Here is an 18,338-nt window from a genome sequence, read left to right as displayed (position 1 = left end):
TTTAGTGATAAAAAAACATCTGATGGAGAATTGTTTATCCAATTCTTACACTGGTCATGCTTAATGAGCCGCCAATAAGTTCATCATTAAATAATTTCAGTTCCTCAGCCTGATCTTTCAAACCTAGCGTGTAAATCAACGGGAGATAATGGTCTGGAGTAGGAACTGCATATTGTAAAGATGTTCCCTGTTTGTGATAATCAATAATATTCTGAAAATTGCCATCCAAGAGCCAATTATTGGTTTTTTCTCTGGCTTCTATCGCCCAATCCCAGCCAGCACCTACTGTATTGATATTTTTCCAGTCGATCATACGTAGGTTATGAACAATGTTTCCGCTTCCTATAATCAGGATTCCTTTCTCACGAAGTTTATTCAGTCTTTTGGCAAGGTCATAATGATATTGTGGAGGTTTCGTATAATCAATGCTTAATTGAATAACGGGAATATCTGCATCAGGATACAAATGCCTGATGACAGACCACGCACCATGGTCCAATCCCCAGTTATGATCTTCCTCTACTTCTACCGGAAGTAAAAGCTCAGCAGTTTCCCTGGCAAGTTCGGGACTGCCAGGAGCGGGATATTGTACTTCAAACAGTTCTTTAGGAAATCCATAAAAATCGTGGATTGTTTTGGGCATTTCCATAGCAGTAACCAAAGTTCCCGGCGTATACCAATGCGCAGAAATACATAGAATTGCATTAGGCCGTGGAATTTCACTTGCTATTTTTCGGAATCCCTGTACAAATTGATTTTCTTCAATAGCATTCATCGGCGAACCATGCCCAAGGAATAAAACCGGCATTCGCTGTGTGCTATTGAAATTTTCACTTATATTTTGAAGATCGTTGAGGTTCATAATGCTTGCATATTGATAAAAAATAAAAGGTTCAAGGTTTTTTAGTAAAATCCCTGAACCTTTTAAAAAGTATGTTATAAATTAAGCTTGTTTTACAAACTGTAATTCACCAGCGATTTTTACATCATCACTTACCATTACACCGCCTGCTTCAAGAGCTGCGTTCCAGTTCAATCCGAAATCTTTTCTGCTGATTTTACCTTCAAAAGAGAAACCTGCTTTGGTATTTCCCCATGGGTCAACATTAATTCCACCGAAGTCTACATCTAATGTTACAGGTTTTGTGATCCCATTGATGGTAAGATTTCCAACTACTTCATTGTTCAGATTTTGAGATTCAAAAGTAATTGTTGGGTGATTTTCAGCATTGAAGAATTCAGCAGACTTTAAATGATTGTCTCTGTCTGTATTGTTAGTAAATACAGAATCAGTCTGAATTGTAGCTGTAGTTTTAGCGTTTGCAAAGAATTCATCTTCAGATTCAATTTCAGCGTTGAAAGTTCTGAAGCTTCCTTTTACGTTAGAAATCATCATGTGTTTTACTTTGAAAGTGATTTCACTATGCGTAGGGTCTAAGATCCATTTTGTTGCCATTGTATTTTGTATTTTTTGTTATGATTAATGATGCAAATTTAGGATAGCGAGCATATACAAGTCATTGATATAGGATAAGAAATGAAATGATCTGCATTGGATGATGAATTATCTTATTATAGTAAGTGTTAACGTTCAATATTTTCAATCAATTTTATCGAAGATAAAAATCTTGCGCCTTAAAAACATATTATATTAAATATTTTTTGCGCCCTTACTTTTTCCAAACTAAGTCTACAAAATTCTACTATTAAGGTAAGAAATATTTCCTATAGATGAATTAATTCTATTTTATGAATGTTTTATTTTAACGTTTCTTAACGGATGGTTTTTATTTCTTATTTTTGACGGATTCAATTTTATACGATGAAATTACATAAATATTCTTTATTGATGCTTGTTTTGGGGAGTGCAGTATTTGCCCAGACACAGAAGTTTACAATGGCAGAAGCTGTAAATGGGATGAGAACGAACCTGGCAGTGAAAAATATTTCACAGTTTTCATGGTCTGCAGATGGGAAATCTTATATCCAATCCGTAAAAGGAGGATACCTGGCTACAGATCTAAAAACAAACAAACAGGATACGCTGATCTCTTTGACACAGCTGAACAGACAGTTTATAGATGATAAACTGAGCAGTGTCCCATCTATTAAGTTTACAGGAATATCCAACGCATATTTCAATACAAATGGTAAAATGTTTTGGATTGAAAAGTCTGGAAATGACTGGAAGATAAAGAATTCAGCAAAGATTGATCTTGATGCTGCCAATGTGAAAATGTTTGGAGACGGGCAGACGTTTGCCTTTACCGCAAAGAATAATTTATTTGTTAATAAAAATGGAAAAACCATAGCGGTAACCAATGAAGCCAACGAAAATATTATCAGTGGCCAAGCTGTTCACAGAAATGAATTCGGAATTGATACCGGAATCTTTCCGGCTCCGAACTCAGAAAGCGTAGCATTCTACAAAATGGATCAGTCAATGGTTGCAGATTATCCGATTATTGACTGGTCGGTAACTCCAGCTGTAAACCATAATATCAAATACCCAATGGCGGGACAAACTTCCCATCAGGTAACATTAGGTGTTTTCAATATCAAGACGCAGACAACAGCTTTTCTGAAAGTAGAGGGTGAAAAAGATCAGTATTTAACAGCTGTTACCTGGAGCCCTGATTCAAAATATATTTTTGTGGCAGTATTGAACAGAGGGCAGAATCATATGAAGATGAACCAATATGATGCGGCTACGGGAACACTGGTAAAAACTTTATTTGAAGAAACAGACAGCAAATATGTGGAGCCACAACGTCCGCTTACTTTCTTCCCAAATTCAAATACAGATTTCATTTGGCAAAGCCAGAGAACAGGGTACAATCACTTATTTCATTATAGTTTAGAAAAAGGATTAGTCGCTCAGATCACAAAAGGAGATTGGCTGGTAACTGAGATCTTAGGATTTAATGAAAAGAAAAAGAAATTTTCTTTACTTCTACAAAAGAAACTCCTTTAGAAAGACACTTATATAAGATCAATTGGGCCAACTTTAAGATGGAAAAGCTGGATGCTGCCGAAGGGATGCACTCCGGAGTTCTTAGCAGTGACGGAAACTACCTGTATGATACTTATAGCAATTCAAATACTCCAAGAGTAGGAAACATTATCAATACATCCACTTTAAAATCTACCAATATTCTTACTTCTGAAAATCCATTAAAGAATTATCAGAGACCGGAGATTAAAAACGTAGAGTTAAAAGCTGATGACGGAACTCCTTTATATGGAAAGATCATCCTGCCAACCAATTTTGATCCGAATAAGAAATATCCAACCATCGTATATCTGTACAACGGGCCGCATCTGCAGTTGATTACAAACAGCTTCCCGTCATCCGGAAATCTTTGGTATGAATATATGGCTCAGAACGGATATATTATCTTCACGATGGATGGAAGAGGTTCTGCCAACCGTGGAATGAAGTTTGAGCAGGCTGTTTTCAGAAATCTGGGAACAACAGAGATGAACGACCAAATGAAAGGAGTAGATTATCTGAAGTCACTTCCTTATGTAGACGGAAATAAAATGGGTATTCACGGATGGAGCTTCGGTGGATTCATGACAACAAGTTTCATGCTTCGCAAACCGGACGTATTCAAAGTAGGAGTTGCAGGAGGACCGGTAATCGACTGGAATATGTACGAAATCATGTATGGAGAAAGATATATGGACACCCCTCAGGAAAACCCGCAAGGATATGCTGCGGCTAATCTTTTGGATAAAGTTCAGAACCTGAAAGGAAAGCTATTGATGATCCATGGTGCACAGGATGATGTCGTGGTATGGCAGCATTCTATTAAATTCATCAAATCAGCAGTAGATAATGGAGTTCAGTTAGATTACTTTGCTTATCCGGGGCATCCACACAATGTGATCGGAAAAGACAGAGTTCATCTTATGCAGAAAATCACAGATTATTTTGATCTGTATCTGAAAAAATAATATCAAAATCCAGCCAGTCCGGTTGGATTTTTTTGTTGCTTTTCGTTGGAAATTACAAGGGCCAAAGAATATTTAATATAATATGTTTTTAAGGTGTAAGGATTTTATATGCTAAGGTGTATGGATTTTATCTGCGATAAAATTGTATACTGCTAAATGATAGCCAAGAATCCAGGGCTTTTTTATGAGTGCAAAAACCTATGTGCCCCTTTGTGGTTTTAAAATTTTGAACCACATAGGCACATAGAATATCGTCTCTAATATACTATCATCAGGTATTCGTGGCAAAAAATCTGCACAGTTTTTACTGAAAATCTTTGATTTTCTTGCGCCTTAAAAACAACATAATCTTTAATCCCTTTGCGCCCTTGCGTTTTCCAACATCATAAAAAATTATCTGTGTTTAAAACATATTATCGATCTTATCAAACATCAATGCATCTGACACTTTAGAGCTGTATTTTTGTATAACTAAAATCAACAATATGGAATTAGGAATAGGAATGTTCGGAGATTTGGCTTTCGATCAGTCAACCGGAAAATATAGAGATGCAGGAATCAAACTTCAGGAAATTCTGGAGCAGGTAAAATTCATGGATGAAGTAGGAATAGATGTCTTTGCGATGGGAGAGCATCACCGTCCGGATTATGCTGTTTCTTCGCCGGAAATAGTATTGGCGGCAGCAGCAAGCATTACAAAAAATATAAAATTAGCGAGTGGAGTAACTGTTTTGAGTTCATCAGAACCGGTAAAAGTGTATGAAGACTTTTCCACGTTGGATTTGATCTCAAATGGAAGAGCAGAAATATTTGTGGGACGTGGAAGTTTCATTGAATCATTTCCTTTATATGGTTATTCGTTGAATGATTATGAGGAACTTTTTGATGAAAAGCTGGACTTATTATTAAAGATCAATGCTGAGGAAAATGTAACCTGGTCAGGGAAACTTCGTGCTCCAATGAATAATCAGACCGTATACCCAAGAGCAAAAAATGAGGGTAAAATATCGATCTGGAGAGCTGTAGGAGGAACACCACAATCTGTTTTAAGTGCTGCTCAATTGGGAATGCCATTAGTGGTAGCCATTATTGGCGGAATGCCGATCCAGTTTAAAAATCTGATTGAATTCTACAAACAGGAATATCAAAAAGCAGGGCATGATATGTCCAAAATGCAGATTGCGATCCATTCACATACTTTTGTAAGTGATGACCAGAAGGTGGTAGACGGATATTTTCATAACTATAAGTCTCAGATGGATAGGATAGGTTCTTCCAGAGGCTGGGCACCTTACACAAAAATGCAGTATGATGGCGGAAGAAGTAAGGATGGAGCATTGTTCATCGGAAGTCCGGCTGAGGTAGCAGATAAAATTGCTTATATGAAGGAGATCTTTGGAATCACAAGATTTATCGGTCATATGGATATTGGTGATCCGGCTCATGATATCATGATGAAATCTATTGAATTATTTGGGAAAGAAGTAAAACCGCAGGTGCAAAATCTGTAAGGACAGGTTTTCTTTAAACACAAAAAGTCACACAAACGTTTTTGAAAACAAAGCTTGTGTGACTTTTGTAGTTTAAAAATTATATGATTTGAATTAAGCTTCCCCTTTCCTCATCTTTAATAATGTTAAGTGCGGTAGGAATCTTTTCTTTAAGCTCTTCTACGTGAGAAATAATTCCCACAATTCTATTCTCCTTCATCAGGTTAGTGAGTGTCTCAAATACAATATTTACTGATTCTGTATCCTGGGTTCCGAAACCTTCATCAATAAAGAAGAAGTTTTTATCAGCCTGAGCATTGGATTGAACACTTTCTGCCAATGCTAAAGCAAGGCTTAAAGATACCTGGAATGCCTGTCCGCCCGAAAGCGTTTTCACACTTCTGCTTCTCCCTTCGTTGAGGTAATCAATGATCTCAAAGTCATTATTTTCATTAAGCTGCAGGCTCAGTTGATTTCTTGTCATCCTGTGGAAGCGGGTATTGGCATGATCGCACAACTGCCTCAGATAAATGGAGGATACATATTGTACAAAACCGGCACCTTTAAACAGATTCATCATCAGTTTCAGATTTTCAGAACGTTTCTGAAGCTTTGTTAATTCTTTCAGAAGCTCTTCTTTTTTCTTATATTCTTTCTCTAACCTGTCTTTTTCGGCGGTCATGGTTACCACAGCATCGTTGATCTGTTTCAATGCAGTCTGAGCATCATCAAACTGTTTTTCGGCCAATGAGAACTGTTCAGCATCAAAAGAAATTCCTTTTAATTTCAATTCTAACCCTTCAATTACTTTCTTTAAAGTTTCAAAATCAATTTTGAACTGCTGGATTTTCGCTCTTGTTTCCTGAATATTAATTTCCTGTTTCAGAATAGTTTCAACCTCATTAAATGCTGTGAAATGGTTCTCATTTAAAGCCTTATCAATAGTTTGCTGATTTTCAGAAATCTCTTTTTCAATGTCTGCAATTTGTTTCTCCGTTTGGCTGACAATCGCTTTCTGTTCTGCAAGTTTAGGGGCAAGATCTTTTTCCTGTTGTGAGGCTTTTTGATATAATTGTTCAGTTTCAGTATTGGATTGTTTCAGTTTCAGATAAGCTTCCTCCACTTCAGTTACTGTTTTTTGTTTATAAAGTGTCCATTCCAGGATTTTAAGATGGGAAAGGCTTATGTTGATTTCTTTCTGCTTGGTAGCTTCTTCCAATTTGAAAGTCTCTAAGGCATTTTTATATTTTTCCAGGACTTTATTTTCCTTTTCTAAGGTTTCACGTTCCAGCGTAATGGTTTTGTCTGTTTCTTCAATCTTTTTTCCAAGGAAAAAGAATCCGATCTTTTTTCTCAAAATCATCCTCATGGTCCGGGCTGAACTGTTTCCATATAAACTGTTGGAGATGACTTTCTATATCTTTTTGGATCTGCTGGAGAACTTTCTGTTCAGAGATCAGCTGCTCATCAAAGATCTTTTTTCTATCCAGTATTTTCTCAATAGCAGTTTCCTGTTGCTGAAGATGTTGAGCTTCTTGTTCAACGATCTTTATTTTTTCCTGAATGTCCTGGAGCTCGGTATTTACATCATGAAATTCCACAATATGCGGATGCTCCTGAGAACCACAAAGCGGGCAGGCCTCTCCATCATGGAGTTCACTGGCAAAACGGGAAAGTTCTTTTTGAATCTTCAGTTGATCCAGTTTTTGAGAAAGTTCTTTTTCTTGGCTTCCAGAGCTTCTCTTTTATTATTGAAATCAGTTTTAAAGTTTTCCTGAATCGCAAAAGATTTTAGTTCCTCAGCAATGAGCTCAATTTGTTTCTGATGTTTTTTCGTTTTTTCAATCTGTTCCTGTTGGGATTTTTTGAAGTTTTTCTGTTGAATAAACCAGTTCCCCACATTGGAAAGTAAAGAGGTGTCAAGTTTCTGGCTTTTTAAAACATCAATGTTTTTAGAAAGCTCAGTAATCTTTTTCTGAATAATATCTTTTTGAGCTTCTACTTCCGCTACCTTTTCCGATCCTTTCTGAGTTCTTTCATTAAGTGTTTCAATCTCCTTATAAAACTTCAGGATCTGTACAATTAGACTTAAATCATTTTCCTGTATTCTGGATTGTTCCAAAGCTTTAAATTTAGGTTCCAAAGCTATGAGTTGTTCCTTTACCGCACTAAAAGTAACCTCCGTTGCCTGTAAAGTTTTGATTTGACTTTCTTTTTCGTTTCTTTTTTCAGTAATTCCTTTTGAAAGCCTGTTTTTATCAGCAATCAATGGATTAAAAACCCTGAAAATACGATCATACAGTTCTAATTGAGCTTCCAGTGCATCTATTTGAGGTTTCTGCTCAGAAAGGGTGTTGAAATTTCCCCGGTTTTGTTGTAAACTTTCAAAATCTGTTTTTAGGTTCTTCAGTTGTTGATAAGTCTGGGAAACCTTTTCAAACATTTCATTAGCCTGAACAAGCTTTTTCTGTTCTTCTCCCAGAAGGTCTTTCTGAAGCTGAATTTTTTCCTCACTGATCTCTTCAAAACCTTTCAGCTGGCCTTCAAGTTGATCCAATTCGGATCTGTTTTTTGAATTCAAAGCTGAAACATTATTTTGCAAATCATATTGCTGAAGGTTGAAAATCTCCTTCATCATATTGGTTCTGTCTGCAGCTCCCAATTCAAGGAATTCTTTGAATTGCCCCTGAGGAATAATAATCGTTCTTTTAAAATTAGAATAGCTTAAACCAATGATAGCTTCTGCGTTGGAATGCTCCAGAGGAATCCACTTCCCATTACTATTTTCATAGAAGGCTACAGAATTAGGCTTTACATCCTCAAACTTTTTAGAATTTCGTCTGAAATCTCTGGTTGCACGGAAGAGTTTATTTTCATAATTAATAAAATCAAACTCAATATAAGAGCTGTTTGATTTTAAATTCATCATATTGTACGCTCTTTTGTCACGCATATTCAGACGTTCCGTTTCACCATATAAAGCAAACGAAATTGCTTCAAGAACTGATGATTTCCCCGAACCTACTGCTCCAAAAATACCGAATAATCCGGCTTCCGTAAGGTTTTTGAAATCTATGGTCTGGCGTTCCTGGTAAGAATACAGACCTTCAATAGTTAATTGAATAGGAATCATAGCTTAGGAATTTAAAATTTCGTTAAACAATTTTATCAGTTCTTCATTGGCCTCCTGTCCGCCGTTTTTTGATTTAAAATAATCCTTAAACAATGTCTCTATATCTTGACTTAAATTGATTTCAGTACTTGTTTCCTCACCAGATTCCCGGTTTTTAACTTTAGGGATAAGATGCACAATTCCTGTATGAGACTGGTAAATTAATCTACGTTCATCGGCTGTTAAAAAAGTTTCACTTTCTAAGGTCAGCTCAATAAACGTATATGGATTCTCTTTTAGCCAGAGAACGGCTTCATCAACAGAGGTAAATGTTTTCCTTACTAAAGTTCTTCCGCTTTGCAATATTTTTTTTCATAAGAAACAGGTTTCCCAGGTTCAGCATCGATGATGGAAACATATTTTTTCTGGCCGGCCTCACTAAAACTATAGCATAGGGGAGAAGATGAATAAATTACCGGTTTTTCTTTCGTTCCGATATTCTGAAAGCCATGCAAGTGGCCTAAAGCTGTATATTGAATCTGCTCAGGAATACTATCAGAAAAAATAAGATCAGCATTTCCGATTTTGATGGGTTTTTCTCCTTCAGGTTCTTCTAAAATCTCAGCTCCCTTTTTATTCATGTACAAATGGGCTGTTAAAAGGTTGATCCCCTTTTCATCACAAAACTGATCTGCAAGATCTTTCCATGTTCTTGAAAGTACGTTATTAATCTCTTCCTCTTTATTTTCTCCTAAATATTCCTTCAAACGGATTTCATTAGCGTAAGGAGTGTGCAATAATCTTATAGGAAAATCAATTGCATTGATCTTCATTTCTATAAATCCTTCTTTTGAACGGGTAATATTAAAATGTTCTGTTCCAAATGGAATAATTTCCGCTTTGGGATGTCCTATTAAAATAATTCCACATTCTCTGGCCAATGGATCCGGGGCATTGATGAGGTTTGGAGAATCATGATTTCCTGAAATAGCGATGACGGGACGTTTTCCGTTTTGAGACAAGCGCTTCAGGGTTTTATAAAAAAGCTCAACAGCTTCAACAGCAGGGTTGAAATTATCAAACAGATCACCGGCAACAATGATAAGGTCTGCCTGTTCTTCATCAGCAATCATAATGATTTCCTCCATCACTGAAACCTGCTCTTCCAGTCGGGAAAAGCGATCCAGTTTTTTTCCTAAATGCCAGTCGGCGGTGTGTAGAATCTTCATAAAAAGTTGATCATATTTTAAAGAAATAAAGATAAATGAAGTGGTATTTTAAAAAATACGGGTTACCTTAATTTATCAGGAAGTATATTTAGATAAAAGAACTTGTTTGTAACCCAAACTTTATGGGTTATTATCGGTTTCTTTTCCTTTGAAATCTTGATAAATTTGTTTTAAACGTGCTTTTCTCTCCGTTTCTGCATTTTGTGTTTTCCGTTTTTTCTGATCAATTTGCTTTTTATTTTTTTTCCTGTTGGCGTCGTTATTTTTGCTCATATTGATTTGCAGTGAATAATTTTTATGGGTAAAAATTGCTTCATCAAAAATACTAAAGATTAAGAGGGGAAACAATTTTAGTCGGTAAGTCAGATAAAATGTTTTAATTTTACTGCGTTATGGAAGAAAAATCAAAAGATCCTTTACACGGAAAAAGACTTGATGCCATTCTTGAAGAGTTGGTAGAATATTATCAGGGCTTTGAGGAATTGGGAAAACAAATCAATATTAAATGTTTTACAGATAATCCGAGTATCAATTCCTCATTGAAGTTTTTACGAAAAACAGATTGGGCAAGAGCAAAAGTTGAAAGTTTGTACTTGTATGTCTTAAGACAGAAAAAAAGAGACGAAGCCAGGAATAAAAAATAAAGATTGTAAGCTTGAAGAATAAGTGGTGACCTTATAACTTCTGACAATTATTTTAATTATAATAAAAAGAGTTTTGGAGGATGAAAAAAGAGCTGTAGGGATTTTTGTGTCCCTCATAACTTCCTTCTTCCATCTCCCAGCTTTCAACCTCATGGAATCATTTCAAAAAGAGTATATTTGTACTATCGTTAATCGTAAAAAAAATTACGACAAAAAAAGAAAAATATGACAATTGAAAACAATCACGTTGTAGCTGTAAAGTATATCCTTCACACTATCGAAGCAGATGGAAGTAAAGTTCTTGTAGAAGAAACAACAGCAGAAAACCCACTTACATTTTTGTATGGTGTAGGAATGATGATTCCAAAATTTGAAGAGAATATCCTAGGTTTGAAAGCTGGTGATAAAGCTGCTTTTGTAATTCAGCCTGAAGAAGCTTACGGAGAAAGACAGCCTGATGCTATTGCACAATTACCAATTGAAATGTTCAAAGAATCAGGAACTCCTCCAATCGGAGCAATTTTACCTTTATCAGACAACCAAGGAAATAACTTCCAGGCTTTTGTAGTAGAAGTAACTCCTGAAGCTGTAGTAGCAGACCTTAACCACCCAATGGCTGGTAAAGTGTTAGATTTCCAGGTGGAAGTTTTAAACACTCGTCCTGCAACAGAAGAAGAATTGTCACACGGTCATGCTCACGGAATTGACGGAACTGACGCTCACTAAGAAATAATATAAATGTCCGATTTTTTCGGGCATTTTTTTTGTGCTGCAAGTACATTGTAATACAATATAAAAATCACCAGCAGAGCATTCTGTTGGTGATTTTGTTTTATATACTAATCTTAGTATAATGCTTGGCATTCCCCTCCGCTGGAAGGGTGTCAAATCGAAGATTTGACGGGGTGGTTTTCACTATTTTCTTACTCAGCATCATACTCCGTCACATCAATAAACGTAAGGAACCATTTTCCTTCAACCTTTGTCATGACAAATCTAAATCCGTTAATAGGAGTTTTTTCTTTACTGTTCTCAGCAAGTGTTACAAAAACAACATCTTTAGGATTGGAATTGATCTTAAAAATCGTCTGATCCTTTACAGCATATAGTTCTGAAAACTTGTCAGCATAATCATTAACTGTATTAGAATTAAACTGAACCGATAATCCTTCTTTTGACCATTTCTTATTTTTTACATCATATCCATAACTCTGATCGAATTGTATTGGAAATTGATTTCTGATATTCCATGCCTTTTTAATATGTCCTAATGGCATATTGAAATCTACATCTTCATTTAAAACAAATCCCAGGTCACCACCACTTTTAAAAAGGACACCTACACCATAGGTTTCATTCACATATTTATTCATGAGATCACCATTTTTAGTCTGGAATCCTTTTAATATATCAGTAACAGCAATAGATATCTCTTTTTTATCCTCAGCTGTTTGTGCATTGAAAATTCCAAAGCTGCAAAATAAAAACAGCAATGTGTACATAAAATTCTTCTTCATATTTTTAGTCTAAAAACTTACCTGAAACATAATACCAGCGTTCATGCATTTTCTGGAAAACAGAAAACTCGTGATGGATTTGAGGATGCCCGTCCTGATCTGTATAATAAGCCTTAAATTCTACGTGATTTAAAGCAGGAGTCTGAACAATTTCCAGTTTTGTCCATTCATTGATCTCGCCCCATTCCTGAAGATCCCGTTTGTTGTGATATTTACGTTTTCCCGGAAGGGTGGTTTCCATTAGATATTCACCATTCGGGATTGCGAAAGCAGAAAATCGGGAACGCATTAATGCTTCAGCGGTAGGAGCATGTTTTTCTCCGGTGTGATAAGGTTTGCAGCATTCTTCGTAAGATTTTCCTGAACAGCAGGGACAATTCATCTTTTAAGTTTAAAATTTTATGCTGCAAAAATAAGGAATATCAATAGAAACAGCCTTGATTTTTTACTTCTGTTATAATGTTATTGTTGGAAAATCGCAGAGGCACAAATTGTTTATTTCCTAAGGTGTTTTTAAGGCGCAAAGATTTCATCTGCGATGAAATTATATACTGCTGAAGAATCGCCACGAATTCACGAATGATAATGCTATATGTGGTAAAAGATTTTAAACCGCATAGACAACATAGAATACAGTGCTTTATATATGAGTTTCAATAAAAAAATGGGCATTCGTGGAAAAAAAGAAGCACTCTTAAAAGAATGCTTCTCAAAGTATTATTTAATAAACCCTCTGTTTCTTAATAAAGGTTTGATATCCGGATCATGCCCTGTGAAATCTCTGAATGCCTGGTTAAGATCTACAGAATTTCCTACAGAAAGAATATATTTTCTGAAACGGTCACCATTTTCTCTGGTTAATCCACCATTCTTGCTGATCCATTCCCATGCGTCGTTATCCAATGTTTCAGACCATAGGTAAGCATAATATCCTGCTGAATATCCACCACCCCAGATGTGGGCAAAATAAGGTGTGTGATATCTCGGCGGAACTGTTGCTAAAGTGAATCCATGGTTCGTTAAAGATTGTTTTTCAAAATCTAGAACAGGAATAAACTGGCTTTCATTCGTTACAGAATGCCAATCCATATCTAAAGCGGCTGCAGAAATCAATTCCGTAGTCATATATCCTTGGTTGAAAGTAGCTGCTTTTTTAATTTTATCTACTAAGGCTTGAGGAATCGGTTGTTTTGTTTCATAATGAACTGCATAGTTCTTGATGACCATTGGATCCAGTGCCCAGTGCTCATTGATTTGAGAAGGGAATTCCACAAAATCTCTTGGCACATTCGTTCCGGAAAGAGATGGATATTTCTGGCTTGCAAACATTCCGTGGATAGAGTGTCCAAACTCATGGAAAATAGTTGAAACATCATCAAAGCTGATTAAGGAAGGTTTTCCAGGAGCCGGTTTCTGATAATTGTAACAGTTAACAATGACCGGTTTTGTTCCCATAAGATAAGACTGCTCTACGAAGTTACTCATCCATGCACCACCATTTTTAGAATCTCTTGTATAGAAATCCAGATAATAGATTGCGATAGATTTTCCGTCATGATCGAAAACTTCATAAGTCACTACATCCGGGTGGTACACCGGAAGATCAGTTCTCTTTTTGAACGTTAATCCGTAGAATTTTTCAGCAGCGAAGAAAACTCCTTTTTCTAAAACCGTTGTGATTTCAAAATAAGGTTTGATTTCACTCTCATCAAGATCAAATTTAGCCTTTCTTACCTGCTCAGCATAGAAATTCCAGTCCCAAGGCTCTACCTTGAAACCTCCTTTTGCTGATCAATAAGATCCTGGATATCTTTAGCTTCACGTCTTGCTGTTTCTACAGCCGGTGTAGCCACCTGATTCATTAATTTAGTTGCTGCTTCAGGGGTTTTCGCCATCTGATCCTGAAGTTTCCATTCTGCAAAATTCTTTTTCCCAAGAATCTGAGCTTTCTTCAGTCTGATTTTAGCCAGTTTTTCAATAGTTTCTCTCGTATCATTAGCATCACCTTTTTCAGCTCTTGTCCAGGAAGCTTTGAATAGCTTTTCTCTGGAAGCTCTGTTTTTCAGGTTTTGTAAAAGAGGCTGCTGGGTTGTATTTTGTAAAGCAAGAAGATATTTACCCGGTTGTCCTGCCGTTTTAGCATCAGCTGCTGCCGCTGCAATTTCATCAGTAGAAAGTCCGTCCAGTTCTTTTGCATCAGCAAAGAATACACCACCTTGTTTTCTCGCTTCCAATAACTTATTGGCATATTGAGTAGAAAGAGAAGCCAGTTCCTGATTGATCTGCTTTAGTTTTTCTTTGTCAGCAGCAGAAAGGTTCGCACCTGCAATCTCAAAGTTTTGCTTATAATATTGAACTAATCTCTTGCTTTCAGAATCTAGGCCATCTTCTTTGATGGATTTGATTCTTTTATAAAGATTTTCATTCAGGTACATTTTATCAGAATGTGCTGCAAAAATAGGCGCATATTCTTCATCCAAAGCCTGTAGAGTAGGGTTGGTATTCGCACTTGTCAGATTCGAAAATACAATTTGAGCTCTTCTCAGTACTTCACCACTTTTTTCCAATGCAACGATTGTATTTTCAAAAGTAGGAGTAGCAGGATTGTTGGCAATTTTTTCAATTTCAGCAGCATGTTGCTTTAATCCGAATTCAAAAGCCGGTTTAAAATGTTCGTTTTTAATTTTGTCAAACTCCGGAGCTTCGTACTGAAGCTTGCTCTTCTTCATAAAAGGGTTTGAAGATAAAGATGGATCAGGAGCAGGAAGTTCCTGTTGTGTATCGGTCTGTTTCATTGTAGTACAAGATTGATTGAACGCCAAGGCAGAAATTAATAATACCGATGAAATATTCTTCATAAATATAGTTGTTATTAAACCATAAAGATATTAAAAACTTGCTTTATGACAGATATTTTCATGAATGTATTTAATAAAGGAAAGAAGTGAATATTTTTCTATGATGAGGAATAAAATCTGAATTTATAAAAAGCTCCTGATAAGAGGTTGATTTTCTATAATCATAAAGATCATACAAGATGATGTAATATTTTTTATATTTTAGTTGTTATTAAATTATATATCTAAAAAATAATCTCTAAAAAAAAATAAACATGAAAAAAAAGACTCTTTTTATTTTCTCAGCCTTAGTGGTATTAGCCTCATGTAATGAAAGACATGAGAAGAAAAATAAAGAAAATAACGGTTGGGTTGAGAAAGTAATCAATAAGGAATCAGGACCTATTCAGCAGAGAGAATTCAATGGAGATTTTGATGAAATTCAGGTTTCTCAGGCAATAGATGCAGAAATTGTAAAGTCAGATACTGAAAAAATAGTGATTTCAGCCCCTCAAAGTATCATTGATGAAATACTTGTAGAGAACGAAGGCGGAAAAGTACACATTCACTACAAGAAAGGAATAAGAGTAATGAATATTAATAAAGTTACTGCAAAAATTTATACCAGAGATTTTACAAAACTGACTGCAGAATCTGCAGCAAGCATTAATGTAAAAGATAAATTTACTCAGGAAAAAACTGATATTGAAGTATCAAGTGCAGGAAGTATCTCCGGAAATCTTGAAGCTAACGAATTCAATATTAATACAGATAGCAGCAGTAGCTTCAGTGGGAAGATCTGGGCTGTAAATCTTGATATAGAATCTTCATCAGGATCAAGTATTGATATTTCCGGAAAAGCTAAAAATGCCGATATCAGTTCTTCTTCAGGCAGCAGCATTTCAGCTAGAGAAGTGATTGCAGATAATGTAGTGGCTGATGCATCCAGTGGGGCCAGTATTCATATTAGCGCAGTTTCTTCCGTTAAGGCAGAAGCTTCTTCAGGGGGAAGTGTTGATATCGCTAAAAAAGGAGACCTTAAAAGCGTTACTAAAGAAGAAAGTAGCGGCGGAAGTGTGAACATCCAATAAATCAATCTTGGGATTCTTCCTCGTCTTCTTCCTCAGTGGATGAGGAATCTTCCCAATTTTTATTATCAAAATTAAGATTATCGTAAGCCAATAATTCCTCCTCACGCTGGAGGATTTCTTTTGTGGTAAATAAAGCAATATCGCTGTCTTCTGTAGCTTTTGCCAGTTTTCTGATGGAAGCCTTATCAATGGCCATAAATCTTTGCCCAAGACGTCTGGCTGCATACTTTCTCATCCCCGTTTCATGTAGGACATCAACGGCCATATCAACAGCTGTTCCCAATGTTTCCCGATAAATATGATTGATTCCATTGTTAAGATATTCATAGGCATCAATTCTGTTCTTTGCTCTTACAAATATTTTTACCTCCGGATAATGTTCACGCACCAATTCTGCAATAAACATATTGTCATCCGGATCATCAAGACATAATACCAGAATCTCGGCGTCTTCAATTCCTGCTGCTCTTAGAATGGGAATCCTTGTAGCATCTCCATAATAAACCTTAAAACCATAGCTTCTTAGAAGCTTCACACGGTCAGAATCTCTGTCCAAAACAGTTGCTGATATTTTATTAGCTTTTAAAAGACGTCCAACAGTGCTTCCAAAATGCCCGAAACCTACAATAATAATCTTTTTCTGGCTTACATCACTGTCCAGAATATTGTAATCATTTTCCTCTTCAGGGATTTCTTTAATAAACTTAGGGGTAATGAATTTATCATTGAGGATCAGAAGAATAGGAGTAATGCACATGGTGATTGCTGTAACAGCCATCAGTTGTGCATTCAGCTCAGGACTTAAAAGATAAAGATCTGAAGCATAATTAATCAATACAAAGGCAAATTCTCCCACCTGAGAAAGGGCGAAAGCATAGAAAAGACTTTGTGGAGTATCTATTTTATAAAACTTACCAATAGTATACAACACTAAGAACTTTACTGCCAATACCGCGAATACCGTACTGAAAATAAACAGGGGATCTTTTTGAATGATATTAAAATTGATGGTTGATCCTACACTTACAAAAAATACTGCCAACAACAGCCCTTTAAAAGGATTGATCTGGGCTTCAAGCTCATGTCGGAATTCACTGTTGGCCAGCATTACTCCTGCCAGGAAAGCTCCTAATGCCGGAGAAAGCCCAATAACGATCATTAATTCTGATACTCCAATAACTAGGAATAGAGAAGAAGCGGTTAATAGTTCTGCCATTCCTGATTTTGAAACATAGCGTAAGAAGGGTACAAATACATATCTGCCCAATAGAATCAACAAGGCTACCCCAAGAATAACGGTGCTTGCCTGAAGCCATTCCGGAAGTTTTTGTATAAGAATCTGAATTTCATTATCGTGATGCTTTGCCTTATAATTGGCAATAATTGGTAGGATAGCCAGAATAGGAATTACAGAAATATCCTGAAACAATAAGGTAGAGAAAGATGCTTCACCAGCTGTGGTTTTAAAATTATTCTTTTCCTGGAGTGTTTGTAATACAATAGCAGTAGAGGATAGGGCGAAACACATCGCTACTGCAATAGCCTTATCTATTCTCCAGCCTACACTGATGAATACAAGAAATAATAATAAAATAGTCAGAAGCATCTGAGTAAGCCCCAGCCCCATAATTTTCTTACGCATTTCCCAGAACTTCCTTGGTTCCAGTTCCAGCCCAACAATAAATAAAAGCATGATAACCCCAAACTCACTGGCATGCATAATGTCATTAACATTATTTCCGGTAAGTCTGAGAACGTAAGGACCAATGATGATTCCTCCTAAAATATAACCGATGACTGAACTCAATCCAAATTTTCTAGCCAGTGGAACCATGATAATGGCTACACCCAGAAAAAGTAATGTGTTCATCGCTAAGCTGGACTCCATATATTATTGATTGAGCAGTTCTGTAAACTCTTTTTATGTAGAATAATTTCTTTTTTAGACAATTTATTGGCTTCGTAAACGATCTTGATAAGCTTTATATCTGCCTTGAAAACCTTTAATGAAACAATAAGTCCACTAATCAGTTCATCTACGGTATATTGATAAGTTCCGGTTTTACTGAAGGATCTTTCTTTTCCACCGGTGGTTACCAGAATATAGACTTCTTTATTTTCAAGTGGGTTGTGCTTTCCGGGCTGAAGCCAGTCGCGGTCGAAAACTTCATCAATCCATAACCTTAACAGAGGTGGCATTCCGAACCAGATCAGTGGAAACTGAAAAACAAAGCGATCGTAGTTGGCTAAACGTTTTCTTTCCCTGAAGGCAGCAATATGGAAGTCAGGATATTCCTCATAAAGATCTCTTAAGGTATAATGCTGGTGACGAACGTAGAAATTGATGAGCTCTACATTCGAATTGGAGTGCTCCAGATAGGGGTGTGCAAATACTACCAGCGTCTTCTTCATAATCCTGTTTTCAGTAAATATACTGAAAAAATATTGAATAAAAGGT

At 36.2% G+C, this 18,338-nt stretch carries 13 protein-coding genes and 3 pseudogenes; 5 read left to right on the top strand and 11 right to left on the bottom strand.

The features are described 5' to 3' along the window. Positions 1-34 precede the first annotated feature (34 nt). Both ygiD and H5J24_RS19615 read right to left on the bottom strand, forming a co-directional pair. Entirely contained in the window at positions 35-862 is an 828-nt protein-coding gene (gene ygiD / locus H5J24_RS19620; RefSeq protein ID WP_068940071.1) for a 4,5-DOPA-extradiol-dioxygenase, read from the bottom strand. An 81-nt stretch (positions 863-943) separates the two neighbouring features. Beyond that, the gene (locus H5J24_RS19615; protein ID WP_068940069.1) at positions 944-1,456 is read right to left on the bottom strand and encodes a YceI family protein; all 513 of its coding nucleotides are present in this window, start codon (positions 1,454-1,456) and stop codon (positions 944-946) included. 366 nt (positions 1,457-1,822) lie between these two features. On the opposite strand from H5J24_RS19615, the pseudogene H5J24_RS19610 reads away from it, so the two are divergent. Both H5J24_RS19610 and H5J24_RS19605 read left to right on the top strand, forming a co-directional pair. Next, positions 1,823-3,960, top strand: a pseudogene (locus tag H5J24_RS19610) (S9 family peptidase). 485 nt (positions 3,961-4,445) lie between these two features. Continuing rightward, positions 4,446-5,471, top strand: coding sequence for an LLM class flavin-dependent oxidoreductase (locus H5J24_RS19605; protein WP_068940064.1), 1,026 nt, complete (start codon positions 4,446-4,448; stop codon positions 5,469-5,471). Positions 5,472-5,550: 79 nt separating this feature from the next. Here the strand turns inward: H5J24_RS19605 and H5J24_RS19600 are convergent, their stop codons facing one another. The 4 genes and pseudogenes from H5J24_RS19600 to H5J24_RS19585 all read right to left on the bottom strand — a co-directional run bounded on the left by H5J24_RS19600 (position 5,551) and on the right by H5J24_RS19585 (position 9,791). After that, positions 5,551-6,807 carry an SbcC/MukB-like Walker B domain-containing protein gene (locus H5J24_RS19600; protein WP_232815799.1) on the bottom strand — a complete coding sequence of 419 codons (1,257 nt, stop codon included), beginning with the start codon at positions 6,805-6,807 and terminating at the stop codon, positions 5,551-5,553. Further along, a complete protein-coding gene (locus H5J24_RS19595) occupies positions 6,764-7,051 on the bottom strand; it encodes a hypothetical protein (protein ID WP_232815798.1) in 288 nt (95 codons plus the stop codon). The genes H5J24_RS19600 and H5J24_RS19595 overlap by 44 nt, the downstream gene beginning before the upstream one ends. 89 nt (positions 7,052-7,140) lie before the next feature. Further along, positions 7,141-8,583, bottom strand: a complete 1,443-nt coding sequence (locus H5J24_RS19590) for an AAA family ATPase (protein WP_232815797.1) — start codon at positions 8,581-8,583, stop codon at positions 7,141-7,143. Positions 8,584-8,586: 3 nt separating this feature from the next. Beyond that, positions 8,587-9,791: pseudogene (locus H5J24_RS19585) on the bottom strand (metallophosphoesterase family protein). A 392-nt stretch (positions 9,792-10,183) separates the two neighbouring features. On the opposite strand from H5J24_RS19585, the gene H5J24_RS19580 reads away from it, so the two are divergent. Together H5J24_RS19580 and H5J24_RS19575 are read left to right on the top strand one after the other, a co-directional pair. Next, positions 10,184-10,435 carry a VF530 family protein gene (locus H5J24_RS19580; protein WP_068940058.1) on the top strand — a complete coding sequence of 84 codons (252 nt, stop codon included), beginning with the start codon at positions 10,184-10,186 and terminating at the stop codon, positions 10,433-10,435. 225 nt (positions 10,436-10,660) lie between these two features. Further along, a complete protein-coding gene (locus tag H5J24_RS19575) occupies positions 10,661-11,161 on the top strand; it encodes an FKBP-type peptidyl-prolyl cis-trans isomerase (RefSeq protein ID WP_068940056.1) in 501 nt (166 codons plus the stop codon). A 197-nt stretch (positions 11,162-11,358) separates the two neighbouring features. On the opposite strand, the gene H5J24_RS19570 is transcribed toward H5J24_RS19575, so the two are convergent. The 3 genes and pseudogenes from H5J24_RS19570 to H5J24_RS19560 all read right to left on the bottom strand — a co-directional run bounded on the left by H5J24_RS19570 (position 11,359) and on the right by H5J24_RS19560 (position 14,810). Continuing rightward, a complete protein-coding gene (locus H5J24_RS19570) occupies positions 11,359-11,952 on the bottom strand; it encodes a hypothetical protein (RefSeq protein WP_141395618.1) in 594 nt (197 codons plus the stop codon). 4 nt (positions 11,953-11,956) lie between these two features. Further along, complete coding sequence (locus tag H5J24_RS19565; protein WP_068940053.1) at positions 11,957-12,334, bottom strand: YchJ family protein; 378 nt, start codon at positions 12,332-12,334, stop codon at positions 11,957-11,959. A 335-nt stretch (positions 12,335-12,669) separates the two neighbouring features. Then, a pseudogene (locus tag H5J24_RS19560) lies at positions 12,670-14,810 on the bottom strand (M3 family metallopeptidase). 254 nt (positions 14,811-15,064) lie between these two features. Between H5J24_RS19560 and H5J24_RS19555 the strand changes: the two are divergent. Then, on the top strand, positions 15,065-15,880 hold the full coding sequence (locus H5J24_RS19555; RefSeq protein WP_068940049.1) for a GIN domain-containing protein: 816 nt from the start codon (positions 15,065-15,067) through the stop codon (positions 15,878-15,880). 1 nt (position 15,881) lies between these two features. Here H5J24_RS19555 and H5J24_RS19550 read toward each other — a convergent pair whose 3' ends face one another. After that, entirely contained in the window at positions 15,882-17,768 is a 1,887-nt protein-coding gene (locus H5J24_RS19550; RefSeq protein WP_068940047.1) for a monovalent cation:proton antiporter-2 (CPA2) family protein, read from the bottom strand. Continuing rightward, complete coding sequence (locus H5J24_RS19545; protein ID WP_232815796.1) at positions 17,753-18,292, bottom strand: NAD(P)H-dependent oxidoreductase; 540 nt, start codon at positions 18,290-18,292, stop codon at positions 17,753-17,755. Before H5J24_RS19545 ends, H5J24_RS19550 begins: the two co-directional genes overlap by 16 nt. Positions 18,293-18,338: the final 46 nt, after the last annotated feature.

It is taken from the genome of Chryseobacterium capnotolerans (assembly GCF_021278965.1).
GTDB classification, from domain to species: Bacteria; Bacteroidota; Bacteroidia; order Flavobacteriales; family Weeksellaceae; genus Chryseobacterium; species Chryseobacterium capnotolerans.
This window is presented reverse-complemented; position numbering and strand designations above follow the sequence as displayed.